At 56.8% G+C, this 16,518-nt stretch carries 15 protein-coding genes and 1 other RNA gene; 4 read left to right on the forward strand and 12 right to left on the reverse strand.

The window, feature by feature from the left end:
• Nucleotides 1-13 precede the first annotated feature (13 nt).
• From gcvP to CRO87_RS06195, 7 genes are all read right to left on the reverse strand, one after another.
• Entirely contained in the window at nt 14-2,887 is a 2,874-nt protein-coding gene (gene gcvP / locus CRO87_RS06165) for an aminomethyl-transferring glycine dehydrogenase (protein ID WP_097162059.1), read from the reverse strand.
• A gap of 113 nt (nt 2,888-3,000) precedes the next feature.
• Entirely contained in the window at nt 3,001-3,390 is a 390-nt protein-coding gene (gene gcvH / locus CRO87_RS06170) for a glycine cleavage system protein GcvH (protein WP_097162060.1), read from the reverse strand.
• Between the two features lie 27 nt (nt 3,391-3,417).
• Nucleotides 3,418-4,512 carry a glycine cleavage system aminomethyltransferase GcvT gene (gene gcvT, locus CRO87_RS06175; protein ID WP_097162280.1) on the reverse strand — a complete coding sequence of 365 codons (1,095 nt, stop codon included), beginning with the start codon at nt 4,510-4,512 and terminating at the stop codon, nt 3,418-3,420.
• Between the two features lie 419 nt (nt 4,513-4,931).
• Nucleotides 4,932-6,134 (reverse strand): FAD-dependent 2-octaprenylphenol hydroxylase, encoded by a 1,203-nt coding sequence (gene ubiI / locus CRO87_RS06180; RefSeq protein ID WP_097162061.1) that lies wholly within the window; start codon nt 6,132-6,134, stop codon nt 4,932-4,934.
• 10 nt (nt 6,135-6,144) lie between these two features.
• Nucleotides 6,145-7,311, reverse strand: coding sequence for a 2-octaprenyl-6-methoxyphenyl hydroxylase (gene ubiH, locus CRO87_RS06185; RefSeq protein ID WP_097162062.1), 1,167 nt, complete (start codon nt 7,309-7,311; stop codon nt 6,145-6,147).
• Entirely contained in the window at nt 7,308-8,621 is a 1,314-nt protein-coding gene (gene pepP, locus CRO87_RS06190) for a Xaa-Pro aminopeptidase (RefSeq protein ID WP_097162063.1), read from the reverse strand. The genes ubiH and pepP overlap by 4 nt, the downstream gene beginning before the upstream one ends.
• Before the next feature lie 26 nt (nt 8,622-8,647).
• Nucleotides 8,648-9,226: a YecA family protein gene (locus CRO87_RS06195; RefSeq protein WP_141398674.1), complete on the reverse strand. Its 579-nt coding sequence runs from the start codon at nt 9,224-9,226 to the stop codon at nt 8,648-8,650.
• 166 nt (nt 9,227-9,392) lie between these two features.
• Here CRO87_RS06195 and zapA point away from each other — a divergent pair, with 166 nt between their 5' ends.
• The 3 genes from zapA (at nt 9,393) to CRO87_RS06215 (ending at nt 10,562) form a co-directional block, all read left to right on the forward strand.
• A complete protein-coding gene (gene zapA, locus CRO87_RS06205) occupies nt 9,393-9,722 on the forward strand; it encodes a cell division protein ZapA (RefSeq protein ID WP_097162066.1) in 330 nt (109 codons plus the stop codon).
• 41 nt (nt 9,723-9,763) lie between these two features.
• A non-coding RNA gene (gene ssrS / locus CRO87_RS06210) (6S RNA) lies at nt 9,764-9,947 on the forward strand.
• 18 nt (nt 9,948-9,965) lie between these two features.
• Complete coding sequence (locus CRO87_RS06215; RefSeq protein ID WP_097162067.1) at nt 9,966-10,562, forward strand: 5-formyltetrahydrofolate cyclo-ligase; 597 nt, start codon at nt 9,966-9,968, stop codon at nt 10,560-10,562.
• A 38-nt stretch (nt 10,563-10,600) separates the two neighbouring features.
• Here the strand turns inward: CRO87_RS06215 and serA are convergent, their stop codons facing one another.
• Complete coding sequence (gene serA, locus CRO87_RS06220; RefSeq protein ID WP_097162068.1) at nt 10,601-11,833, reverse strand: phosphoglycerate dehydrogenase; 1,233 nt, start codon at nt 11,831-11,833, stop codon at nt 10,601-10,603.
• Between the two features lie 266 nt (nt 11,834-12,099).
• Nucleotides 12,100-12,759, reverse strand: coding sequence for a ribose-5-phosphate isomerase RpiA (gene rpiA / locus CRO87_RS06225; RefSeq protein ID WP_097162069.1), 660 nt, complete (start codon nt 12,757-12,759; stop codon nt 12,100-12,102).
• A gap of 159 nt (nt 12,760-12,918) precedes the next feature.
• Here rpiA and argP point away from each other — a divergent pair, with 159 nt between their 5' ends.
• Nucleotides 12,919-13,812 (forward strand): DNA-binding transcriptional regulator ArgP, encoded by an 894-nt coding sequence (gene argP / locus CRO87_RS06230; protein ID WP_097162070.1) that lies wholly within the window; start codon nt 12,919-12,921, stop codon nt 13,810-13,812.
• Nucleotides 13,813-13,867: 55 nt separating this feature from the next.
• Here the strand turns inward: argP and CRO87_RS06235 are convergent, their stop codons facing one another.
• From CRO87_RS06235 to CRO87_RS06245, 3 genes are all read right to left on the reverse strand, one after another.
• Nucleotides 13,868-14,623: an oxidative stress defense protein gene (locus CRO87_RS06235; protein WP_097162071.1), complete on the reverse strand. Its 756-nt coding sequence runs from the start codon at nt 14,621-14,623 to the stop codon at nt 13,868-13,870.
• An 89-nt stretch (nt 14,624-14,712) separates the two neighbouring features.
• Nucleotides 14,713-15,348: an arginine exporter ArgO gene (gene argO, locus CRO87_RS06240; RefSeq protein WP_097162072.1), complete on the reverse strand. Its 636-nt coding sequence runs from the start codon at nt 15,346-15,348 to the stop codon at nt 14,713-14,715.
• Nucleotides 15,349-15,520: 172 nt separating this feature from the next.
• Nucleotides 15,521-16,384: a small-conductance mechanosensitive channel MscS gene (locus CRO87_RS06245; protein ID WP_097162073.1), complete on the reverse strand. Its 864-nt coding sequence runs from the start codon at nt 16,382-16,384 to the stop codon at nt 15,521-15,523.
• Between the last annotated feature and the right edge of the window lie 134 nt (nt 16,385-16,518).

Raw genomic sequence — 16,518 nt, forward strand, 5'->3', positions numbered from 1 at the left:
TTGAATCAACCGATTACTGATATTCGCTCATCGGCACGCAGGAGCAGAACAGGTTACGGTCGCCGTAAACGTCATCCAGACGCTTAACCGTCGGCCAGTATTTGTTCGCCATGCCTGCCGGGAATACTGCCAGCTCGCGGCTGTAGCCATGATGCCATTCAGCTACCAGCTCATTCTGCGTGTGCGGCGCGTTAACCAGCGGGTTATCTTCCAACGTCCACTCACCGCCTTTCACGCGATCGATTTCACTGCGGATCGCCAGCATTGCATCAATGAAACGGTCCAGTTCCACTTTGCTCTCGGACTCCGTCGGTTCAACCATCAGCGTACCCGCAACCGGGAAGGACATGGTCGGCGCGTGGAAACCGTAGTCAATCAGGCGCTTGGCAATGTCCAGCTCGCTGATGCCAGTCTCTTCCTTCAGAGGACGAATATCGAGAATGCATTCGTGCGCCACGCGGCCATCGCGTCCGGTGTACAGCACCGGATAGGCATCCTTCAGGCGGGTCGCAATGTAGTTAGCATTCAGGATAGCCACCTGGCTTGCCTGCTTGAGACCTTCCGAGCCCATCATGCGGATATACATCCAGCTGATCGGCAGAATGGAGGCACTGCCGAACGGCGCGGCGGACACTGCGCCCTGACGGGTCAGCATGCCTTCAATCTGCACAACGCTGTGGCCTGGAACGAACGGCGCCAGGTGCGCTTTCACGCCAATCGGGCCCATGCCCGGGCCGCCGCCGCCGTGTGGGATACAGAAGGTTTTATGCAGGTTGAGGTGCGACACGTCTGCGCCGATAAAGCCCGGAGAGGTGATACCGACCTGCGCATTCATGTTTGCACCGTCCAGATATACCTGGCCGCCATACTGATGCACGATGTCGCACACTTCACGGATCGTCTCTTCGTACACACCGTGGGTGGACGGGTAAGTCACCATGATGCAGGACAGGTTCGCGCCAGTTTGCTCGGCTTTCGCACGCAGATCCGCCAGATCGATATTGCCCTGTTTGTCACACGCCACGACCACAACCTGCATTCCTGCCATCTGTGCAGATGCCGGGTTGGTGCCGTGCGCGGAGCTTGGGATCAGGCAGATATCGCGGTGCCCTTCGTTGCGGCTTTCGTGGTAGTGACGAATCGCCAGCAGGCCCGCGTATTCGCCCTGCGCGCCTGAGTTTGGCTGCATGCAAAGCGCATCGTAACCGGTCAGCTTCACCAGCCAGTCGGAAAGCTGGTTGATCATCTGATGGTAGCCTTCCGCCTGATCGGCCGGGCAGAACGGGTGCAGCTCGGCAAATTCAGGCCAGGTGATTGGGATCATCTCTGCGGCGGCGTTCAGCTTCATGGTGCAGGAGCCCAGTGGGATCATCGCCTGATTCAGCGCCAGATCTTTGCGCTCCAGCGAGTGCATGTAGCGCATCATCTCGGTTTCGCTGTGATAGCGGTTGAACACCGGATGGGTGAGGATCTCATCTTCGCGCAGCATCGCCTGCGGGATCGAACGGCTGTCGTGGGCAACGTCTTTATCGAGCGTGTCCACGTTCAGGCCGTGATTATCCCCCACCAGCACAGCCAGCAGCGCCAGCACGTCTTCGCGGGTGGTGGTTTCATCCAGCGTAATGCCAACGGCGTTGTGAATGTCGCTGCGCAGGTTGATCTCTGCCGCTTCGGCACGCGCCAGTACGGCTGCTTTGTCCGCCACTTCCACGCACAGGGTGTCGAAGTAGTGCGCATGACGCAGCTTCAGGCCTTTCTGTTGCAGGCCCGCAGCCAGAATATCGGCCAGACGGTGAATGCGGCTGGCAATACGCTTCAGGCCACCCGGGCCGTGGAAGACGGCATAGAGGCTGGCGATATTCGCCAGAAGCACCTGAGAGGTACAAATGTTGGAGTTCGCTTTCTCGCGGCGGATGTGCTGCTCGCGGGTCTGCATCGCCATGCGCAGCGCGGTGTTACCGGCGGCATCTTTGGAAACGCCGATGATACGGCCTGGCATGGAGCGTTTGAATTCATCTTTTGCGGCGAAGAAGGCTGCATGCGGGCCGCCGTAGCCCATCGGTACGCCGAAGCGCTGGGCGGAGCCGAACACGATATCCGCGCCTTGTTTGCCCGGCGCCGTCAGCAGCACCAGCGCCATAAAATCAGCGGCGACGCTGACAATGACCTTGCGCGCTTTCAGTTCGTCGATCAGTTTGCTGTAGTCATGCACTTCGCCGGTGGTGCCCACCTGCTGCAGCAGCACGCCGAACACGTCCTGATGATCGAGCGCTTTTTCCGCGTCGTCGACAATCACTTCGAAACCGAAGGTTTCCGCACGGGTACGCACCACGTCCAGCGTCTGCGGGTGAACGTCGGCGGCAACGAAGAAGCGGTTTGCATTTTTCAGCTTGCTCACACGTTTTGCCATCGCCATTGCTTCGGCAGCGGCTGTCGCTTCGTCCAGCAAAGAAGCGGATGCAATATCCAGCCCGGTGAGATCGAGGGTGACGGTCTGATAGTTCAGCAGCGCTTCCAGTCGCCCCTGCGACACTTCCGGCTGATACGGCGTATAAGCGGTGTACCAGCCCGGATTTTCCAGCATGTTGCGCAGAATAACCGGCGGCAGCTGCACGGCGGTGTAACCCATGCCGATGTAAGACTTAAAGCGCTTGTTACGGCTGGCGATGGCTTTCAGCTCGGCGAGGGCCGCGAATTCTGTGGTGGCGTCACCGATCTGCGGTGGCGTTGCCAGCTGAATGTCCTGTGGCACAATCTGGCCGGTCAGCGCGTTTAACGATTCTGCGCCAACGGTGTTCAGCATCTCCTGCTGTTGTGCCGCATCCGGGCCGATATGGCGTTCGATAAAAGCGCCGCGATGTTCAAGCTGACTTAGCGTCTGGGTCATGAGCGATGGTTCCTGAAACGTGCAGTGAATCGATTGTCCTGAAATGAACTGCCCGGCGGCGCGAGTGCTTACCGGGCCTACAAAAGCTCCCTCAGAGAGAGGGAGGAAAACAATTACTCGTCTTCTAACAGCGCTTCGTACGCGGTGGCATCCAGCAGGGCTGCCACTTCAGCTTCGTCGCTGGCTTTGATTTTGAAGATCCAGCCCGCGGCATAGGGCTCGCTGTTCACCAGCTCTGGGGAATCGCTCAGCTCGTCGTTGACGGCCACGATTTCACCGCTGATTGGCGCATAAATGTCGGAGGCCGCTTTTACGGATTCCGCTACGGCGCAGTCATCGCCTGCGGCAACGGTTTTACCCACTTCCGGCAGATCGACAAACACCATGTCGCCGAGCAGCTCCTGTGCGTGCTCGGTGATGCCCACGGTGTAAGAGCCATCGGCTTCTTTACGCAGCCATTCGTGTTCTTTGCTGTATTTCAGTTCGGCAGGTACATTGCTCATTCACATTTCTCCAGAAAAAATAATCGCTTACACAACGGCTTTGCCATTGCGTACAAAAACAGGTTTCGTCACTTTGACCGGCATTTCACGGTTGCGGATTTGCACCACTGCCGTTTCGCCAATGCCCGCAGGCACGCGGGCCAGCGCAATGCTGTAGCCAAGCGTCGGGGAGAAGGTGCCGCTGGTGATAATGCCTTCGTGCTGGTTGCCCTGGGAATCGCTGAAGCGCACTGGCAGCTCGCCGCGCAGCACGCCTTTCTCGGTCATCACCAGACCGACAAGCTGTTCGGTGCCGTGCTGACGCTGGGATTCCAGCGCTTCGCGGCCGATGAAGTCACGGTCGGCCGGTTCCCAGGCAATGGTCCAGCCCATGTTGGCCGCCAGGGGCGAAACGCTTTCGTCCATCTCCTGACCGTACAGATTCATGCCCGCTTCCAGACGCAGCGTGTCGCGTGCGCCAAGGCCGCAAGGCTTAACGCCTGTTTCCACCAGCGCATGCCAGAAGTCCGCCGCTTTTTCGTTCGGCAGCGCGATTTCATAGCCCGCTTCGCCGGTATAACCGGTTGTCGCCACAAACAGATCGCCCGCCTGTACGCCAAAGAACGGCTTCATACCTTCCACCGCTTTGCGCTGTTCATCGCTGAACAGGCTGGCGGCTTTGGCCTGAGCGTCTGGCCCCTGCACAGCGATCAGCGCCAGATCGTCACGCACGGTAATTTCAATGCTGTACGGCTCGGCGTGCTGAGTGATCCAGGCAAGGTCTTTTTCGCGGGTCGCGGAGTTCACCACGAGGCGGAAATAGTCTTCAGTGAGGAAGTAAACAATCAGGTCATCGATGACCCCGGCGGAGGCGTTGAGCATGCCGGTGTAGAGCGCTTTGCCGGGTTTGGTGAGTTTGGCCACGTCATTGGCAAGCAGGTAGCGCAGGAACTCGCGGGTGCGGCTGCCGTGCAGGTCGACGATGGTCATGTGCGAAACGTCGAACATGCCGGCACCGGTACGCACCGCATGGTGCTCATCAATCTGCGAACCGTAGTGCAGCGGCATCATCCAGCCATGAAAATCCACCATGCGCGCGCCGCACAGTGTGTGTTGTTCATATAAAGGCGTCTGTTGAGCCATCTTGTCCTCGTTTAATAAGCGGGGCAGTTGCTGCTTAGTGGACACAAACGCGGCCACAAAGCCCAGCGTCGACACCGCTCCGGGCATCGACGCAAACGTTCTCTTTTGCCTGACGTTACCACTGAAAACCTGCGTAAACCATAAGGCAAAGCGAACCATCAGATTAGCTTATGACCAAAATGAGGGAAAAACTCTACAGAACGATCGACTGCTTTTCTGCGACTAATGCCACATAAAATTAACATCCAGAATGGCCATTTGGCACAAGATGGCATTTCCTGCGGAAAATCGGGCTGATTTTTCGTAATGAGAATTGCGTGGCATTAATAAAACTAATGCGAAATAGCAGGTGAAATTAGATTATTTCAAATGAGGGAAGGAAACCCGGCGCGGTGGCCGGGTTGAGAAGTGTGATCGACTTAACGCAACCAGTTCGGAAGGTCGTTGAGGCCCATCGCCTGACGAATAAGCTGCGGCTTCACACCGGGCAGCGTGTCGGCGAGCTTCAGACCAATATCGCGGAGCAGTTTTTTCGCAGGATTGACGCCCGCAAACAGTTCGCGGAAGCCCTGCATACCGGCGAGCATCAGCGCGGCGCTGTGCTTGCGGCTGCGCTCATAGCGGCGCAGGTAGAAGTGCTGACCAAAATCTTTACCCTGCGCGTGCAGACGGCGGATTTCATCAATTAACTCTGCGGCATCCATAAAGCCCAGGTTCACGCCCTGCCCGGCCAGCGGGTGTATGGTGTGGGCCGCGTCGCCAACCAGCGCCAGACGGTGAGCGGCAAACTGACGCGCGTAACGTCCGGTGAGAGGAAACACCTGGCGTTCGCTTTCCACTTCGCAAAGCCCGAGGCGATTATCAAACGCCACGTTCAAGGCCTGGTTAAACGTGGCCTCGTCGGTCTGCTGCATTTTTGCAGCGTCTTCCGGCGACAGCGACCAGACGATAGAGCACAGATGCGGATCGCTGAGTGGCAGGAAGGCGAGAATACCTTCCCCGTGAAACGCCTGGCGGGCCACGGCCTGATGCGGCTCAGCGGTGCGAATGGTCGCGACCAGCGCATGATGGCGATAGTCCCAGGACGTTAGCGGAATATCCGCTTTGCCACGCAGCCAGGAATTTGCGCCGTCGGCACCGACCACCAGTCGTGCCGTCAGCATGTTGCCATCTTTCAGCGTGAGGAACGCTTCGTTTTCACCCCAGGCCACCTGCGCCAGTTCGGCAGGTGCCATCAGCGTGATGTCTTTGCTCTGCGCGGCTTTACGCCACAGCGCATGGTGAATGACGCCGTTTTCGATGATGTGCCCCAGATGGCTGTAGCCGAGGCTTTCGTCATCAAAGGCAATCCGCCCGAAGCTGTCCCGATCCCAGACTTCCATCCCGTGGTAGCAGCTGGTGCGATCGGCCAGAATATCGTTCCACACTCCAAGGCGCGTCAGCAGCTTTTCGCTCGCCGCGTTAATGGCGGAAACGCGAAGCTGTGGCGCTGAATCAGCGGCAACAGCCTGAGGCTGGTGCTGTTCTATGACCGCCACGCGCAGCCCGCTGCCCTGTAAACCACAGGCTACGGCCAGGCCGACCATGCCCCCACCAACGATAGCGATATCAACACTTTGCACTGAAAACTCCTTATCTCGCTACCTGACCCAGGGTACGCTGCGCCAGCGCATCGCGCGCCGGGGTGAATAATTCCATCGCCATTAAGCCAATATTTCGCCCGGCCACCAGCGGCGCCCAGCGATTAGCAAAGAGATGAACCAGACCGTCGGTGACGCCGATGGTCGCGTTTTTGTCATTTGAACGGCGTTGCTGATACTGGCTAAGCAGCGCATAGTCGCCCGCATCATCAGCGTGCGCCAGCATCTCCGCCAGCGATATCACATCGCGCAGACCAAGGTTAAAGCCCTGCCCGGCAATAGGATGCAGCGTTTGCGCCGCGTTGCCCACCAGCGCGACACGGTGCGATACCGCGCGCTGAGCCGTGGACAAAGTGAGTGGGTACGCGTTACGGCTGCCGGTATGCGTGATACGCCCCAGCCGCCAGCCGAACGCCTGCTGAAGTTCATCGCAGAAGCGGGCATCGGACCAGCTCAGCACTTCGTCGCGATTCTCCAGCGGATGGCACCACACCAGCGAGCAGCGCCCGTCCGACATTGGCAGCATCGCCAGCGGGCCATGCGCAGTGAAGCGCTCAAACGCACGGCCTTCGTGCGGCACGGCGGTCGTGACGTTGGCAATGACCGCCAGCTGTTCATAAGGCTGCTGCTGCCAGCGGATGCCGCACTGCTCGCCAAGGGCCGAACGTGAGCCGTCCGCAGCGACCAGCAGTTGTGCCGTCAGCTTTTGACCATTATCGAGGGTGACTTCAACGTTATCCTGAGTGCGGGAGAAGCTGCTGACGCGAGCCGGACAGTGCAGCGTCACGCCAGGCGCTTTGCGCAACAGCGTAAACAAGCGCTGGCCCACGTCGTGCAGTTCCACAACCTGCCCAAGCGCGGGCAGATGATAATCTTCTGCTTCCAGCGTAACAAACCCGGCATGGCCGCGATCGCTTACGTGGACGGTACGGATTGCCGTGGCGCAGTCACGAATCGCCTGCCAGATGCCGACTCTGGCCAGCTGCTGACAGGTGCCCGCCGCCAGCGCAATGGCCCGGGCATCAAAGCCCGGATGCTGCTGAGAATCGGGCGCGACGGCCTCAACAAGATGAACGGGGATCTTCCCCGCGCTGAGATGCGAAATGGCCAGCGCCAGCGTCGCGCCAGTCATGCCGCCACCTACGATAATCACGCTCATGCTTTCTGTGCCGCCATCAACGCCTCGATATCGTCGGCGCGTTTTACGACGCTGGCAGTCAGGTTTTCGTTACCGTTGTCAGTGATGACAATGTCATCTTCGATGCGGATCCCAATACCACGGTACCGCTCTGGCACGTCGGTATCCGGGGCAATGTACAGGCCAGGCTCAACGGTCAGCACCATACCTGGCTCCAGCACCCGGGATCGATCCGGACCGTATTCACCGACGTCGTGCACGTCCATCCCCAGCCAGTGGCTGAGACCATGCATAAAGAATTTGCGGTGCGCGTTGTCGGTAATTAGCTGATCGATATCGCCTTTAAGGACGCCGAGTCTGACCAGGCCGGAAACCATAATTCGCACCACTTCGCCTGTGACTTCCTGCATGGTTGTTCCAGGGCGATAAAGGCTCAGCGCCGCTTCCAGTGATTCGAGGACGATGTCATAGATTTCACGCTGGGCCGGGGAGAATTTCCCACCGACCGGGAAGGTGCGGGTGATGTCCCCGGCATAGCCCTGATACTCGCAACCCGCGTCGATAAGGACTAAATCGCCATCACGCAGTTCGGATTCATTTTCGGTGTAGTGCAGAATGCAGCCGTTTTCGCCGCCGCCGACGATGGTGTTATAGGAAGGATAGCGCGCGCCGTGGCGGGTAAACTCGTGGTGAATTTCCCCCTCAAGCTGAAACTCGAACATGCCCGGGCGACACTTCTCCATGGCACGGGTATGCGCCAGCGCGGAAATTTCGCCTGCGCGACGCATCACCTCAACTTCTTCCGGCGATTTGAACAAACGCATTTCATGCACCAGCGGCCGCCAGTCAACCAGCGTGCCCGGCGCTTTCAGATTCTGGCGCGAGCCTTTGCGCAATTTTTCCAGCGCGCGGAACAAGATCGTATCGGCGTATTCGTATTCGCCCTGGGCGTGGTAAATCGCATCCAGCCCGTTCAGCAACTGATAGAGTTGTTCGTCGATTTCACTGAATGCCAGCGCCCGATCGACGCCAAGCTTTGCCGGGGCGGCTTCCTGCCCAAGACGGCGACCAAACCAGATTTCAGCGGTCAAATCGCGCACGCGGTTAAACAACACGCTGTGGTTGTGGGTGTCATCACTTTTAATCAGCACCAGCAGCGCTTCCGGCTCGTTAAAGCCTGTGAAGTAGCTGAAATCGCTGCTTTGACGATACGGGTATTCCGTGTCTGCGCTGCGAATGGCTTCCGGAGCCGCAAAAATCAGCGCCGCGCTGCCCGCTGGCATCTGCGCCAGCAGCTTTTGTCGGCGCTGAAGGTATTCCTGCTGAGTCATGACACCCCTCCTGAACATGCTTGTGATTAGTGTAAAGTTGGCTTCTGCTCTTCCGGGGCGGTTGGCTGCTGGTGCGTGAAGGTGTCGTGGCACAGCAGCGCCGCAACGCGTACGTACTCGACTATCTCTTCAAGCGACATTTCCAGCTCTTCCTGATCTTCGTCTTCGTCATAGCCGAGCTGCGCGATGTTGCGCAGATCGTCAATGGCTTCGCCGGTTTCACCTTTCACTTTATCCAGCTTCGGCTGCGTGACGCCGAGGCCCAGCAGGAAGTGGTTTACCCAACCTGATAGTGCATCGGCGCGCTCAAACACGCTGACTTCATCACCGTCGGGCATATAGAGCTGGAACTGGAAACCTTCATCTTCCAGTGCATCACTGGTGGACGCATGGATTTTACGCAGCACTTCAGCCAGCTGATGACCGAAAGCCATGCCTTCGTTGGTCAGGTCGTGCACCAGCGGTAGCCAGCTGCTGTCTTTATTGCCGCCACACAACATGCCGCTAATCAGACCATGCATTTCGGCAGGCGTTAAACCCACACCCTGTTGGTTAAGTAACTGGTTCACATCGTTGTAACCAGGCATTTCGTTCTGTATAGACATGCGCATTCGTCGTCGTTGGAGAGAAGTTCATGTTATGCTACCACTTTGGACCCTGGCTAACCAGAAAAGGGCTTGTATGCTCACGTCAGGGTAGCTATAGTGTCGCCCCTTCGCGAGCCCCGGTGCGGGCAGTGAAGGTTGCGCAGTCAAACAGCAGGAAGGTGGCATGTCTGCAGAACCCGTCGATATCCAAATTTTTGGCCGTTCACTGCGAGTGAATTGCCCGCCTGAACAAAGGGATGCCCTGAATCAGGCCGCGGACGATCTGAATCAGCGGTTGCAAGATCTGAAAGAACGCACTAGAGTCACAAATACTGAGCAGCTGGTGTTTATCGCCGCCCTGAATATCAGCTACGAGCTGACCCAGGAAAGAGCCAAAACACGCGATTACGCAGCCAGTATGGAAACCCGAATTCGGATGCTCCAACAGACCATTGAACAGGCACTTCTTGATCAGGGTCGCACAACCGAAAAGACGACTTCCAACTTTGAATAACACTTCATGGTTAACTATGGTAGAGTGACCCTGAAGACAAAATTTCTCTGAGATGTTCGCAAGCGGGCCAGTCCCCTGAGCCGATATTTCATACCACAAGAATGTGGCGCTCCACGGTTGGTGAGCATGCTCGGTTCGTCCGAGAAGCCTTAAAACTGTGACGACACATTCACCTTGAACCAAGGGTTCAAGGGTTACAGCCTGCGGCGGCATCTCGGAGATTCCCTACCTTCTGTTTCAATCATGACACTCGTTTCTGATACCTCCTCAGCCAGAAAAAACATCCGCCAGATTATCAGGCAGCGTCGTCGTGCGCTCACGTCAGACCAACAGTCCCTTTTCGCCGAACAGGCCGCCCGTCGCATGCTGGCGTATCCGCCCGTGGTGATGGCGAAAACCGTGGCGCTGTTTCTCTCTTTCGATGGCGAGCTGGACACGCAGCCGCTGATTGAGCAACTCTGGCAGAGCGGCAAAAAAGTTTATCTCCCGGTGCTGCATCCCTTCTCACCCGGCAATCTGCTGTTCCTGCATTACCACCCGCAGTCTGAGCTGATTATCAATCGGCTGAAAATCCAGGAGCCAAGACTGGACGTGCGCGAAGTGTTACCGCTGAGTGAACTGGACGTGCTGATTACGCCATTGGTCGCGTTTGACCAGCAAGGGCAGCGTCTGGGAATGGGGGGCGGATTCTACGATCGCACTCTGCAAAACTGGCAACTGCATGGCCTGCAGCCGGTCGGCTATGCACACGATTGTCAGCAGGTCGATGCCCTGCCCGTTGAGAAGTGGGATATTCCACTGCCTGGGGTGGTGACGCCTTCGAGGCTTTGGGTGTGGTGAAACATCACTCCCCCAAAGGGAGAGTGATGTGAGGATAATCAGTACAGCAAACGAGCGCGAATCGTACCCGGGATCGCCTTCATGCTCAGCAGCGCTTTCTCGGCAACATCTTCTTCCGCTTCAATATCAATAACCACATAGCCCATCTGCGGCGTGGTTTGCAGATACTGCGCGGCGATGTTGACGCCCTGCTCGGCAAAGATCTGGTTGATGGCAGTCAGCACGCCAGGACGGTTTTCGTGGATGTGCAGCAGACGACGACCGCCGTGCAGCGGCAGAGACACTTCCGGGAAGTTCACCGCAGAAAGCGTCGAACCATTGTCGGAGTATTTCGACAGCTTACCGGCCACTTCCAGGCCGATATTTTCCTGCGCTTCCTGAGTGGAGCCGCCAATGTGCGGCGTCAGGATCACGTTATCAAATTCGCAAAGCGGCGAGGTGAACGGATCGGTGTTGGTTGCTGGCTCCGTCGGGAATACGTCGATTGCGGCCCCCGCCAGGTGCTTGCGCGCCAGCGCATCGCACAGAGCAGGAATGTCCACCACCGTACCGCGCGCGGCGTTGATCAGCAGTGAACCCGGCTTCATCAGCGCCAGCTCTTCCGCGCCCATCATATTTTTAGTCGACGCGTTTTCCGGCACGTGGAGGCTGACCACGTCGCTCATGTTCAGCAGGTCAGAAAGATGCTGGACCTGCGTGGCGTTGCCCAGCGGCAGCTTGTTTTCGATATCGTAGAAGAAGACGTGCATCCCCAGCGATTCTGCCAGAATGCCCAGCTGCGTACCGATATGGCCGTAGCCGATGATTCCGAGCTTTTTGCCACGCGCTTCGTAGCTACCCGCAGCCAGCTTGTTCCAGATCCCACGGTGCGCTTTGGCATTCGCTTCAGGAATACCGCGCAGCAGCAGCAATAGCTCGCCAATGACCAGTTCGGCAACGGAACGGGTGTTAGAGAACGGAGCGTTAAAGACCGGCACGCCGCGTCTTGCCGCTGCAGCCAGATCGACCTGGTTGGTGCCGATGCAGAAGCAGCCAATCGCTACCAGCTTTTCCGCCGCCTGAATAATGTCTTCGGTGAGATGAGTTCGGGAGCGCAGGCCGATGAAATGGGCATCACGGATCGACTCTTTCAGCTGCTCAGCGTCGAGCGCGCCTTTGTGAAATTCAATGTTGGTGTAGCCTGCTGCACGAAGGTTATCGAGTGCTTTTTGATGCACGCCTTCCACCAGCAGAAACTTAATTTTGTCTTTTTCCAGTGATACCTTAGCCATTTCCCCGCCCTGTCTGTCTTGTATCGATATAGTGGTGAACGAACGATGCTCACCAAGCCAACATATCAAAAAAAACTATTGCGGCAATATGAACGTTTGCGTCGGCGTCCTGAGGAGATGTCATTCAGGGCAAAATGGCAGCATAAAATGCTGGAAGGAAATGAGAGCGCAGCTTGTTAATCAGAAGTAGCCAGATTATGTGACACAAGTCACCAAATTTAACCTGGCGAAAATTTTTTACGGGGGCATGGGCTGCCCCCGTCAGATCATTTTACGATGGTTTTCACGCCATCGGCGGTGCCAATCAGCGCCACATCCGCGCCACGGTTGGCAAACAGACCAACGGTCACCACGCCCGGGATACCATTAATGGTATTTTCCAGCGCTACTGCGTCGAGGATTTCAAGGCCGTGAACGTCCAGGATAACGTTACCGTTATCAGTGACAACGTTCTGGCGATATTCAGGACGTCCGCCCAGCTTCACCAGTTCACGCGCAACCGCGCTGCGCGCCATTGGAATCACTTCTACCGGCAGCGGGAAGTTGCCGAGGATTGCCACCTGCTTGGAGGCATCCGCGATGCAGATGAACTTGTCGGCCACAGACGCAATAATCTTCTCGCGCGTCAGCGCCGCGCCGCCGCCTTTGATCATCTGCATGTGGTCGTTGATCTCATCCGCACCGTCAACGTAGATCCCCAGACGGTCCACTTCATTCAGATCAAAAACGTGGATCCCAAGACTTTTCAGCTTTTCGGTCGAAGCGTCCGAGCTGGAAACGGCACCCTCAATCTGACCTTTCATCGTGCCGAGCGCGTCGATAAAGTGCGCGGCGGTCGACCCCGTGCCCACACCAACGATGGTCCCCGGCTGTACGTATTGAAGTGCTGCCCAGCCAACTGCTTTTTTCAGTTCATCCTGCGTCATGATTTTTGCCTGTGATGTGATGGGATGGGGCGCATTATAGACTATTCGCTGCCTAAATGTCCCTGCACGGCCCGCCGAGCGCGGCCCAATTTCACTCTGTATCAAAGGTAAATTTATGTCATAGTGCGGATAACAGAATATGAGGAGTCAGTCACAGCAATGAAACGTCCGGACTACAGAACACTACAGGCGCTGGATGCGGTTATTCGGGAACGCGGGTTCGAGCGCGCCGCACAAAAGCTGTGTATCACCCAGTCCGCCGTCTCACAGCGTATTAAACAGCTGGAAAACATGTTCGGACAGCCGTTGCTGGTGCGCACCGTGCCTCCTCGCCCAACCGAGCAAGGGCAAAAGCTGCTCGCGCTGTTACGCCAGGTTGAACTGCTTGAAGAAGAGTGGCTTGGCGACGAGCAGACCGGTTCCACGCCACTGCTGCTGTCGCTGGCGGTCAACGCCGACAGCCTGGCAACCTGGCTGCTGCCCGCCCTTTCCGCTGTCCTTTCCGACTCACCGATTCGCCTTAACATTCAGGTGGAAGATGAAACCCGTACCCAGGAACGCCTGCGCCGTGGTGAGGTGGTTGGTGCGGTGAGTATTCAGCCCCAGGCACTGCCCAGCTGTCTGGTCGATCAGCTGGGGGCGCTCGACTACCTGTTCGTCGCCTCAAAGTCGTTTGCGCAACGCTACTTCCCGAATGGCGTCACGCGCTCTGCCCTGCTTAAAGCGCCCGTGGTGGCGTTTGACCATCTCGACGATATGCATCAGGCCTTCCTTCAGCAGCACTTCGATTTACCGCCGGGCAGCGTGCCGTGCCACATCGTCAACTCTTCGGAAGCCTTTGTGCAGCTGGCCCGTCAGGGCACCACCTGCTGTATGATCCCGCATCTGCAAATCGAACGGGAGCTGGACAGCGGCGAACTTATCGATTTGACGCCTGGCCTGTTCCAGCGCCGGATGCTGTACTGGCACCGCTTCGCGCCGGAAAGCCGTATGATGCGCCGCGTTACCGATGCGCTACTGGAATACGGGCACAAGGTTTTGCGCCAGGATTAAAACAGAAAAGCCGGGAGACATTCCCGGCTTTTTGCATTTATTGTCGCGAAAGCAGTTATTCTGCTTTCTTCTCAGGCTCCGCCGATTTCTGCGGGGCTGCCTGAGTCGGCTCCAGCTGGAAGACCACGTCAACCTGATCGTCGAACTGAATCGTCGGCTGTTCGTAGGTTTCCTGTGCGGAAGGCGCGGCAGCCGCATCCGCCTTCATCATCCGCACCATAGGGCTTGGCTGATAGTTGGAGACGTGATAGCGCACGCTGTAAACCGGCCCCAGCTTCGCATTGAAGCCATTCGCCAGCGCTTTAGCCTGATGCACGGCATCATCAATCGCTGCCTTGCGGGCTTTGTCTTTGTACTCTTCCGGTTGCGCAACGCCCAGAGAGACGGAACGAATTTCGTTCAGCCCCGCTTTCAGTGCGCCGTCCAGCAGCGAGTTCAGCTTGTCCAGCTGACGCAACGTCACTTCCACAGTTCGCACTGCACGATAACCTTTCAGGACGCTTTTGCCATTCTGATAGTCGTAATCGGGCTGAGTACGCAGGTTTGCAGAACTGATGTCTTTCTTGGCGACACCGTTTTGCTCAAGGAAAGAGAGATACTGAGCTACGCGATCGTCGGCCTGTTTCTTGGCCGATGCAGCATCTTTCGCCGCCACGTTCACTTCAATCGCAAGGGTTGCGAGGTCCGGCACTGCGTCAACGCTTGCCGTTCCGGAGGTGACAATGTGCGGTCCATCCGGCAACTCATTTGCCTGTACCGACATTGCACTGAATCCCACTAATGCCGCCAGGGCCATCACTTTAAACTTCACTGTCGTTCCTCCTTGTTGCCTGTTCACCCGAAACGGGGCGCATGCCAGCAAGCTTAGTCTTTGAGAGCTAAATGTCCATAAGACAAGGCTTAGTTGAACAGAGCGTGCACGTGTGAAATCCCCTCCTTCGCCAGTTGGAAGGCGATGAACCACATCACCAGACCCACCAGCAGATTGATGATCCGCTGTGCCCGGGCGGTGCGCAATCGCGGTGCCAGCCACGCGGCAAGCAACGCCAGGCCGAAGAACCAGAGGAACGATGCGCTGACGGTGCCCAATGCAAACCAGCGTTTTGGCTCCGCGCCCAACTGGCCCCCAAGGCTGCCCAGGACGACAAAAGTATCCAGATAGACGTGCGGGTTAAGCCATGTGACCGCCAGCATGGTGACAATCAGCTTCCACCTTCCCTGCTTCATAACTTCGGCAGTGGCAAGTTCCAGATTGCTGCCCATAGCGGTTTTCAGGGCACCAAAGCCATACCATAAAAGGAAAGCCACGCCGCCCCAGGTGACCGCCGCCATCAGCCACGGCGACTGCATCAACAACGCGCTACCGCCGAAAATACCCGCACAGATCAGCAGCAGATCGCTGAGCGCACAAAGAAACGCGATCATGATGTGATACTGACGGCGAATCCCCTGATTCATTACGAAAGCATTTTGCGGACCGAGGGGCAAAATCATGGCCGCGCCAAGAGCAAGCCCTTGAAAGTAATAAGATAACACGATGATATTCTCGCTAATTGTCTGTCAATGGCGAGACTATAGCGCGTACAAATCATTAGATAAAATGGATAATTTTAATCATCCATTAGACGGATTAATGCCCTCACCTATTCGATTGCCGTAGAAAAGAAAAAACCCGCCGGAGCGGGTTATGAAAAGCACGATTCAACCCTTATGCGGCTTCATCCTGCTCTTTCACGCGTTTGAAGTTCACGTCCATCTGCGGGTACGGGAAGCTGATGCCGTTGGCATCGAAATCACGTTTCACGCGCTCCAGCACATCCCAGTAAACGTTTTGCAGGTCGCTGCTTTTACTCCACACGCGCACTACAAAGTTGATTGAGGACGCGCCGAGTTCGTGCAGACGCACGGTCAATTCGCGATCTTTGATGATGCGCTCGTCGGACTCAATGATGTTGGTCAGCAGCTTTTTGACCTTATCGATATCGGAGTCGTACGCTACACCAATAATAAACTCGTTGCGACGAACCGGTTCGCGGGAGAAGTTAATGATGTTACCGGCAATAATTTTGCCGTTCGGCACGACAACAATTTTGCCATCTGCCGTACGCATCGTGGTAGAGAAGATCTGCACGTTCAGCACGGTACCGGCAATACCACCCAAATCGACGTATTCACCTGCACGGAAAGGGCGGAACATCACCAGCAGCACACCCGCCGCCAGGTTGGAGAGCGAGCCCTGCAACGCCAGACCTACAGCCAGACCGGCGGCACCAAGAACGGCAATAACTGAAGCGGTCTGCACTCCAACGCGTCCCAGCGCTGCGATCAGCGTGAAGGCAATAATGGCGTAACGCAGCATGGCAGAAAGGAAATCTGCCACAGTGGCGTCAATCTGACGCGCGCGCATCACGCGGTTGGCAGCGTTGGAGACCAGTCGGGCGACAATCATCCCGACGATAATAATGGCGATGGCGGCAACGATATTTACCGCATAGCTCAGCAGCAGGGCCTGATTGCGCACCAGCCACGATCCAGCATGATTGATACTGTCGACAACGTTCAAATCTTCCATTTGTTCATCCTTATAGCACCCCTGACGGGAAATAAAACTCGCCTAAATGGCAAGAAGACAGTGGCTTAAGGGTAAACAAGAATCGTCCGCAATGCCAAGCAGATCACAGAATGAAACAAATCAGGCTGTTGAAA

This window comes from Enterobacter sp. CC120223-11 (genome assembly GCF_900215375.1).
In the GTDB taxonomy this organism is placed as follows: domain Bacteria; phylum Pseudomonadota; class Gammaproteobacteria; order Enterobacterales; family Enterobacteriaceae; genus Scandinavium.

Coding starts and splice junctions, on each gene's coding strand:
- zapA (WP_097162066.1), top strand. CDS start 9,393: ATGTCTGCAGAACCCGTCGATATCCAAATTTTTGGCCGTTCACTGCGA.
- ubiH (WP_097162062.1), bottom strand. CDS start 7,311: ATGAGCGTGATTATCGTAGGTGGCGGCATGACTGGCGCGACGCTGGCG.
- argP (WP_097162070.1), top strand. CDS start 12,919: ATGAAACGTCCGGACTACAGAACACTACAGGCGCTGGATGCGGTTATT.
- CRO87_RS06215 (WP_097162067.1), top strand. CDS start 9,966: ATGACACTCGTTTCTGATACCTCCTCAGCCAGAAAAAACATCCGCCAG.
- gcvP (WP_097162059.1), bottom strand. CDS start 2,887: ATGACCCAGACGCTAAGTCAGCTTGAACATCGCGGCGCTTTTATCGAA.
- rpiA (WP_097162069.1), bottom strand. CDS start 12,759: ATGACGCAGGATGAACTGAAAAAAGCAGTTGGCTGGGCAGCACTTCAA.
- CRO87_RS06195 (WP_141398674.1), bottom strand. CDS start 9,226: ATGTCTATACAGAACGAAATGCCTGGTTACAACGATGTGAACCAGTTA.
- serA (WP_097162068.1), bottom strand. CDS start 11,833: ATGGCTAAGGTATCACTGGAAAAAGACAAAATTAAGTTTCTGCTGGTG.
- pepP (WP_097162063.1), bottom strand. CDS start 8,621: ATGACTCAGCAGGAATACCTTCAGCGCCGACAAAAGCTGCTGGCGCAG.
- gcvH (WP_097162060.1), bottom strand. CDS start 3,390: ATGAGCAATGTACCTGCCGAACTGAAATACAGCAAAGAACACGAATGG.
- CRO87_RS06245 (WP_097162073.1), bottom strand. CDS start 16,384: ATGGAAGATTTGAACGTTGTCGACAGTATCAATCATGCTGGATCGTGG.
- gcvT (WP_097162280.1), bottom strand. CDS start 4,512: ATGGCTCAACAGACGCCTTTATATGAACAACACACACTGTGCGGCGCG.